Source organism: Longimicrobium sp., assembly GCF_036387355.1.
Classification (GTDB): Bacteria; Gemmatimonadota; Gemmatimonadetes; order Longimicrobiales; family Longimicrobiaceae; genus Longimicrobium.
The window spans coordinates 1-6,941 of sequence record NZ_DASVTX010000253.1; the positions used below are offsets into that span (position 1 = coordinate 1).

At 69.8% G+C, this 6,941-nt stretch carries 8 protein-coding genes; 5 read left to right on the forward strand and 3 right to left on the reverse strand.

Annotated features, from left to right (window positions below; all coding sequences use genetic code 11):
- On the reverse strand, positions 1-1,121 hold a 1,121-nt coding region (locus tag VF665_RS11050), incomplete at its 3' end, for a serine hydrolase domain-containing protein (RefSeq protein WP_331053488.1).
- A 179-nt stretch (positions 1,122-1,300) separates the two neighbouring features.
- Positions 1,301-2,497 (reverse strand): AraC family transcriptional regulator, encoded by a 1,197-nt coding sequence (locus VF665_RS11055; RefSeq protein WP_349263122.1) that lies wholly within the window; start codon positions 2,495-2,497, stop codon positions 1,301-1,303.
- Between the two features lie 190 nt (positions 2,498-2,687).
- Between VF665_RS11055 and VF665_RS11060 the strand changes: the two genes are divergently transcribed.
- Positions 2,688-3,827: a serine hydrolase domain-containing protein gene (locus tag VF665_RS11060; protein WP_331053490.1), complete on the forward strand. Its 1,140-nt coding sequence runs from the start codon at positions 2,688-2,690 to the stop codon at positions 3,825-3,827.
- A 224-nt stretch (positions 3,828-4,051) separates the two neighbouring features.
- Entirely contained in the window at positions 4,052-5,008 is a 957-nt protein-coding gene (locus VF665_RS11065; RefSeq protein WP_331053491.1) for an aldo/keto reductase, read from the forward strand.
- A 114-nt stretch (positions 5,009-5,122) separates the two neighbouring features.
- Here the strand turns inward: VF665_RS11065 and sugE are convergent, their stop codons facing one another.
- Positions 5,123-5,446, reverse strand: a complete 324-nt coding sequence (sugE, locus tag VF665_RS11070) for a quaternary ammonium compound efflux SMR transporter SugE (protein WP_331053492.1) — start codon at positions 5,444-5,446, stop codon at positions 5,123-5,125.
- A gap of 166 nt (positions 5,447-5,612) precedes the next feature.
- On the opposite strand from sugE, the gene VF665_RS11075 reads away from it, so the two are divergent.
- Genes VF665_RS11075 through VF665_RS11085 form a run of 3 tightly spaced genes read left to right on the forward strand, consistent with a single transcriptional unit; the run spans position 5,613 to position 6,848 of the window.
- Positions 5,613-5,912 carry a nucleotidyltransferase family protein gene (locus VF665_RS11075; protein WP_331053493.1) on the forward strand — a complete coding sequence of 100 codons (300 nt, stop codon included), beginning with the start codon at positions 5,613-5,615 and terminating at the stop codon, positions 5,910-5,912.
- A 13-nt stretch (positions 5,913-5,925) separates the two neighbouring features.
- The gene (locus tag VF665_RS11080) at positions 5,926-6,222 is read left to right on the forward strand and encodes a nucleotidyltransferase family protein (RefSeq protein WP_331053494.1); all 297 of its coding nucleotides are present in this window, start codon (positions 5,926-5,928) and stop codon (positions 6,220-6,222) included.
- Positions 6,223-6,269: 47 nt separating this feature from the next.
- The gene (locus tag VF665_RS11085) at positions 6,270-6,848 is read left to right on the forward strand and encodes an aminodeoxychorismate/anthranilate synthase component II (protein ID WP_331053495.1); all 579 of its coding nucleotides are present in this window, start codon (positions 6,270-6,272) and stop codon (positions 6,846-6,848) included.
- Positions 6,849-6,941: the final 93 nt, after the last annotated feature.

The window sequence follows — 6,941 nt, forward strand, 5'->3', positions numbered from 1 at the left end:
GCCGCGGGCGCGGACGCCGCCGGGGGCGCGGCAGGCAGGAACAGGTCGGCCACGAGCGGCCCCATCTCTTCGGTGTTGATGCTCCCCGCGTTGCACAGGATTGCCACGGAAAGCCCCCGGTGCGCATATCGGCCCAGGAACGAGGGGTATCCGCCGGTCGCGCCCGCGTGCGTCACGCTCGCCACCCCGCGCCGCGTGCCCGGCTCCAGCCCCAGCGCGTACGGAACCGCACGCCCGCCCGCGACCCGTCCCGCCTCCGCCATCTGCGCGCCGAACTCCGCGCCGCCCACCCGCGAGCGTTCCAGGTTCGCGTTCCAGCGCAGCAGGTCCTCCACCGTCGTGAGCAGGCCGGCGTGCCCGAGCGTGTTCTCGAACGGCATGTTGAGCCGCCATCCTCCACCCTCCACCGAGCCATACGCCTGCGCCCGGCCCGGCACCACGCGCCGGAAGTCGTCGCGCCACGAGGTGTGCGCCATGCCGATGGAATCCAGCAGCGCGCGCCGGGTGAACTCGGCCAGGCTCGTTCCGCTCACGCGCTCCACCACCATGGCGGCCAGCGTGTAATTGGTGTTGCTGTACAGGTATTCCGTCCCGGGGGCGAAGTTGAGCGCCCGCTGCCGGGCCGCCACGCGCAGCACGTCGCCCTGCGTGTACACCCGTGTTCCGCGCGGCCAGCCCGTGAATTCCACCACGGTGCCCCAGTCACGCATGCCGCTGGTGTGGTTCAGCATCTGGCGCAGTGTCACGGGCGCGCCGTAGTCCGGAAGTTCCGGCAGATGACGGCGCACGTCGTCGTCCAGCGAAAGCCGGCCCCGCCGCGCCAGCACCAGAAGGGCGGCGGCGGTGAACTGCTTGGATACGGATCCCGCCTCGAACACCGTCGCCGGCGTGTTGGGCGTGCGCGTCTCCAGGTTCGCCAAGCCGTATGCCCGGATCAGGTCCGGCTCGCCCGTCCGCGCGATCCCGACCACGCACCCGGGCGTGCTGTCGGTGTTCACGGCCGCGAACATCGCGTCCAGCCGCGCCTCGTCAGACGGGCCGCTCTGGGCGGAAAGCGTTGGGGAGAGGGTGATGATGAGCGTGGCCGCCGGGAGCAGGGCGGCGCGGAACAGGTGGCGCATGGGCGTTCTCTCGTGAGCGTTTCCGGGCGATGGCTGCACCGGAAGAGTCACGCTTTCCACCGCGGCCTGCGTCGCGATTTCGGCCGGGGAGGCCGGTTGGCGGATGGTGAGACGTTCCGCGGGAGGGGCAGGGGCGCCCGGCCCGCACGACGGATCGCGCGGGGGCGATGCGCCGTCCGCTACACGGCGGAGGCGGCGCGGCGGATGGCGGATGGCGTCTGCCCCGTGTACGCCTTGAACGCGCGGTTGAAGCTCGCCTTGCTGTTGAAGCCGGCGTCCAAGGCCGCCCGCAGCACGTCGCGGTCGCACGACGGGTCGCGCAGTTCGGCCACGACCGCGTCTACCCGCATGCGGTTGATGAACTCGTTGAAGGACTGCCCCAATCCCTCGTTCAACCCGCGCGAAAGGGTGCGCGGGGAGACGTGCAGCTTGCGGGCGAGCGCCGCGAGGGTGAGCGACTCGTCGCGCCACCACTCCGCCGCGCGTACCTGTTCGCGCCACCCCGCCGCCAGCGCCGGGTAGACGGACCCCGTTGCGGTCCCCCGGCCGCCGTCCTCGTCCACCCCGGCGGGCGCGGACGCGGCGACGAGTGCGGCTGGCAGGGGCGGTTCCGGCGCGGCGAACGGCTCCCCCGCCGCGGCGGGCGCGTGTACGGTGATGGGTTCGTCCACCGGACGCGGGTAGACGAGCCGCGCGTGGCGCCACCCCTCCAGCCCCAGGTAGTAGACCAGCGCGGCGAGGGCGAGGTAGAAGGGAAAGCGGTCCAGGTACTCCAGCCGGCGGATGAACGCCTCCGTGGCCGAATAGCCGGCCCACAGCACCAGCAGCGCGCCGCACGCGATCAGGAATCCCCGCAGCCACCCCAGGCGAAACTGCTCGCGGTTGCTCAGGTTTTCATCCAGCCAGCGCTGGTACGCGGTGTACCGCCCCCACGCCAGCACCAGGTAGATCCCGAACGACAGGAGCGCGGCCGCGGTTTCCAGCCCCGCCAGCCAGGGCTCGTGCACGGCGTCGTTCCACGCCCACTTCTCGGCGAGAGGAAGGGCAAAGGCACCGGCGTAGTAGCCCAGTTGCACGGCCGCGGGCGCCAGGTGCAGCGCCCAGCGTCGGGGCAGGCCATCGTCCGTCAGGCGGCGGACGTACAGGTACAGCAGCGGCCCGAAGCCGAGCGACAGCTCGAACGGGGCAAAGGTGAGCCAGGGATAAACGTCGTAGACCCCCGCGAACCCGATGATGTACGGCGTGATGCGCAGCACCATCAGCAGCAGGAGCGCGGCGAGCAGGCGGTTGGCCGTGGCGTTGCGGCGCGAGGCGGCCAGCAGCGCCGCCAGCACCAGCCCCTGAAACGCGCCCAGCAGCAGGGTGATGCTGCGCACCCGGAACTCAATCGCCTGTGGATCGTCCATGCGGGCCGGGAAGGCACGGGTTTGCCGCCGAAGGTGCGTACAATCTTGGCCGCGGATCCCCGGGGCCGCAACGAGGATGGTGCGGGCGAACAGGGTTTGCACTATGTTGGGCGGGTGGCAATTCACTTCCCGTCGGCAAACCCGCTTCCCCCGCGAACCCGTGCGTTTTCTGCTCCTTGCCGCGGCCCTGGCGCCGGCGCAGCTCGCATCGCAGTCCGCCGCACCCGCGTCCCCACCGGCCGCCCCGCTCAGTTCCCGCCTGGAGGCGGTCGTGGCGGCGCACCACGCACGCGGCGCTTTTGACGGCGTGGTGCTGGTGGGCCGCGGCGACCAGATCGTCTACCAGCGCGCCATCGGCATGGCGGACCGCTCGTGGAACGTGGCCAACACCACGGAGACGCGGTTTCCGTGGGCCTCCATCACCAAGCAGGCGACCTCCGCGCTGGTGCTGCAGCTCGTGGGCGAAGGAAAGCTGTCGCTGGATGCGCCGCTTTCCACCTATCTGCCCGGCCTGCGCGCGGGGCACGCCGGCCGCGTCACGCTGCGCCACCTGCTCACCAACAGCTCCGGGCTCCCCAACACCGAGGCGCTCCCGGGCTACTACATCGAGGCGGACAGCGCGCGGCAAGCAATGATCACCCAGGCGCTCGCGGCGGACCTGGCGTCGGAGCCGGGGACCAAGTTCGTCTACAACAACCTGGACTTTCTGCTCGCCGGGCGCGTGGTGGAGGCGGTCACCGGGCAGCCGTTCGAGGCGGCCATGCGGTCGCGCATTCTGGACCGCGCAGGGCTGCGCGCCACCTCCATGATCCGCGATGACCGCGTGGAGCCGCGGCTGGCGCAGGGCTACGTCGGGGTGACCGGGGCCGATTCCGCGCGCGGCTTTGCGCCGCAGCCGCCGACCCGCATCGCCTCGTACGGCGCGGCGGGGGCGCTGGCGGGAACGGCGGAGGACCTGTTCCGCTTCGACCGTGCGCTGCTGGGGGGGCGGCTGTTCCCGGCCGCGATGCGCGACACCATGTTCCGCGCCGAGCCTGCGCTGGGTTTCGTGGCGCTGAGCGTGTGGCGCTACCCGCTTGTGTTCGGCGACCGCCGCGTGACGCTGGTGGAGCGGCAGGGCGCGATCGGTGGATACGCCAACCTGAACCTGATCGCGCCGGAACAGGACCTGGTCGTCATCGTCCTCAGCAACGTGGACACGGCGGACCTGTTCATGACGTACGGCAACCGCGGCCTCGCCTACGAACTCATGCGCGAAGCCCAGGCCGAGGTCTCCGTTCCCGCCACCGCCGCGCGCTGATCCATCCTTGTCGCCACGAACGATCGGCCCCGGGCAGGAGTCCGGGGCCGCTCGCGTTCTGCTCCGCGGTTCCCCGTGACCTCTGTGAACCTCCGTGCCCTCCGTGAGAGACGCGGTTCAAGGAGCCAGCCAACGCACGTGCGCCAAGGGCACGGAACGCGCAGCTTCGGCAGCCGGCGGCTCGCGGCGGGCCGAACGCACCTGAACGGACGGACGGAGCTTCAATGCAGACACGCAGGCTGGGCAACTCGGACATGGACATCACCCCGATCGGCTTTGGATCGTGGGCCATCGGCGGGGCGGGGTGGGAGTTCGCGTGGGGGCCGCAGGATGACGAGGCGGCCATTGAATCCATCCACCGCGCGCTCGAACTGGGCGTGAACTGGATCGACACGGCCGCCGTCTACGGCCTGGGGCACTCGGAGGAGCTGGTCCGGCGAGCGGTGGAGGGATGGTCGGGCGCGCGGCCCTACGTCTTTACCAAGTGCGGGCTGGTGTGGGACGAGAACCGCGACATCGACAAGGTCCTGCGCGCGGACAGCATCCGGCGCGAGTGCGAGGCCAGCCTGCGCCGGCTGAACGTGGACGCCATCGACCTGTACCAGATCCACTGGCCCATCGACGACGACATGGCGCAGAACGAAGAAGGCTGGCGCGCCATGGCCGACCTGCAGCGCGAGGGCAAGGTGCGGTGGATCGGGGTGAGCAACTGGAACGTGGAGCAGATGGCGATGGCGCAGCAGATCGCGCCCATCACCTCGCTGCAGCCGCCGTATTCGCTGGTCCGCGCGGATGTGGAAAAGGAGATTCTGCCCTTCTGCGAGCAGAACGGCATTGGCGTGATTGCCTACTCGCCCATGGCGTCCGGCCTGCTGACCGGGGCCATGACCCGCGAGCGCGCCGCCAACCTGCCGGAAAGCGACTGGCGCAGCCGCAGCGCCGACTTTCAGGAGCCGCAGATTTCGAGGACGCTCCGCATCGTGGATGAACTGCGCGCCATCGGCGAGGCGCACGGCCGCTCGCCCGGCGAGGTGGCCGTCGCGTGGACGCTGCGCCTTTCCGCCGTCACCGGCGCCATCGTGGGTGCCCGCAGCGCCGAGCAGGTGGATGGCGTGATGAGCGGCGGCGACTTCCGCCTGTCGGACGAGGAGATCGCGCGCATCGAAGCGCTGCGCGGCTGAACCAATCTGACGTGCCTCCCACGCGGTCGACGCGGAGGTCGGCAGGGAACAGTGAGAACGAGGGATGGAGTGGCGTCACCGGAGCCGTTGCATCCCTCTTTCTGCGCCGGTGGCTCAGTGGCCGCTGGAGTTGACGCGCAGCAGCACGATGCCGCCCACGATCATCAGCAGCCCGGCGATGCGCAGGGCCGTCCGGGGCTCGTTGAACAGCACCATCCCCAGGATCGCCGCGCCCACCGCGCCGATGCCCGTCCACACCGCGTAGCCGGTGCCCACCGGGATTGTGCGCAGCGCGGTGGAAAGCAGAAAGAAGCTGATACCCATCGCCGTGAGCGTCCCCACGCTGGGCCACAGCTTCGAGAATCCCTCCGTGTACTTGAGCCCGATGGCCCACACCACTTCCAGCAGCCCCGCGATGATCAGGTAGATCCAGGCCATTCCGTCTCTCAAATGGATGAGGATGCGGCGGGCTCCGCCCCGGTCCGCCCCACACAGTACGCCGCCGCCGCGCCCGTTTCAACGCTCCGCCGGGGCCAGCATTGCGACCCGTGGCACGGGGTGTGATTTTCCGGGGTACACCGCACCCGTCCCGCGCCGCCGACCGATGCACATCCAGATCCCGCCGGAGCAGATCAAGGCGTTCTGCCGCAAGTGGAAGATCCGCGAGTTCGCGCTCTTCGGCTCCGTGCTGCGCGACGACTTTCGCCCCGACAGCGACGTGGACGTGCTTGTGGAGTTCGCGCCGGATGCCGACCCCACCTACCGCGACTGGCTGGCGATGGAAGATGAACTCCGCGCGATGGTCGGCGGGCGCAAGGTGGACCTCGTGGAGAAGGCGATGGTGGTGAACCCGTTCCGGCGCCGGCACATCCTGGCGAACAACCGGGTGATGCATGCGGCCTGAAGCACACCGTCCGATGCACATCCGGATACCGCCGGAGCAGATCGAGGCGTTCTGCCGCAAGTGGAAGATCCGCGAATTCGCGCTCTTCGGCTCCGTGCTGCGCGACGACTTCCGCCCCGACAGCGACGTGGACGTGCTCGTGGAGTTCCAGCCGGACGCGCGGCACACGCTCTACGAAATCCTCGACATGAAGGCAGAACTGTCGAGCCTCTACGGGCGGGAAGTGGACCTCGTGGAGAAACGGGCCGTCATCAACCCGTTCGTACGGAACCACATGCTGCGCAGCAACGAGATCCTGTATGCGGCATGAGGATCGAAAACAGCAATGAATCCACCTGCGGTGAAGTGAGCTAACGCGTGATTCTGGTGATTGATAACTACGACAGCTTCACGTTCAATCTCGTGCAGTATCTGGGCGAGTTGGGGGCGGAGATGGAGGTGCGCCGCAACGACGAACTGTCCGTGGACCAGATCCGCGAGCGGGCGCCGGAGCGCATCGTCATCTCCCCCGGGCCGTGCACGCCCGCGGAAGCCGGCGTGTCGGTGGACGTGATCAAGCAGCTGGGACCCACCACGCCCATCCTGGGCGTGTGCCTGGGCCACCAGAGCATCGGCGCGGCGTACGGCGGCGACGTCGTCCGCGGGCGGCGGGTGATGCACGGCAAGACGTCCCCCATCCGCCACACCGGGGACGGCATCTTCAGCGGCGTGCCGTCGCCGTTCACCGTGGCGCGCTACCACTCGCTCGTCATCGAGCCATCCACGCTTCCCGATGAACTGGAAGCGGTCGCCTGGACGCACGAAGAGGGATGGGAAGACGAGATCCAGGCCGTGCGCCATCGCGAGCACCCCGTGTGGGGCGTGCAGTTTCACCCGGAATCCATCGCCAGCGAGCACGGGCACGACCTGCTGCGCAACTTTCTTCGCCTCGGATGAAGTGCCTTCGCGCCGTCCTCGCCGCCGCGCTCGCCGGGGCCGCGCTCCTGGGCGCGCGGCCGGCCCTCGCGCAGGTGCCCGTCATCACCGGCT